We start from the raw sequence: 477 nt of genomic DNA, 5'->3' as shown, positions 1-477 counted from the left end.
AGGCGAAATCGAGACGTCGCTGGCGCAAATTTGGCAAGACCTGCTCAAGGTCGAGCGTGTCGGTCGTCACGACCACTTCTTCGAACTCGGTGGGCATTCGCTGTTGGCCGTCAGCCTGATTGGGCGGATGCGCCAGGTCGGTCTAAGCGCCGACGTTCGCGTCTTGTTCGGCCAGCCAACCCTGGCCGCACTGGCGGCGGCGGTGGGTGGCAGCACTGAAGTGAGTGTCCCGGCCAACCTGATCCCGGCCGATTGCGAACACATCACCCCTGGCATGCTGCCGCTGATCAATCTGGATCAGCCGACCATCGACCGCATCGTGGCCACGGTGCCGGGCGGTACGCGCAACGTGCAGGACATCTACCCGCTGGCGCCGCTGCAAGAAGGTATCCTTTACCATCACCTTGCCGCCGAGCAGGGCGATCCTTATGTCTTGCAAGCGCAGTTTGGCTTTGAGAACCGCGGGCTTTTGGAGAG

Annotated in this window: 1 protein-coding gene; it reads left to right on the top strand. The window is 62.5% G+C overall.

What is annotated here, in order from left to right:
• Positions 1-477: phosphopantetheine-binding protein (locus tag GIR22_RS25850; protein ID WP_246208494.1), on the top strand; the 477-nt coding region annotated here is incomplete at both ends.

Source organism: Pseudomonas karstica (genome assembly GCF_009707515.1).
Taxonomy (GTDB): Bacteria; Pseudomonadota; Gammaproteobacteria; order Pseudomonadales; family Pseudomonadaceae; genus Aquipseudomonas; species Aquipseudomonas karstica.
Note: the sequence above shows the minus strand (reverse complement) of the source record. Positions and strands in the feature narration are given on the sequence as shown.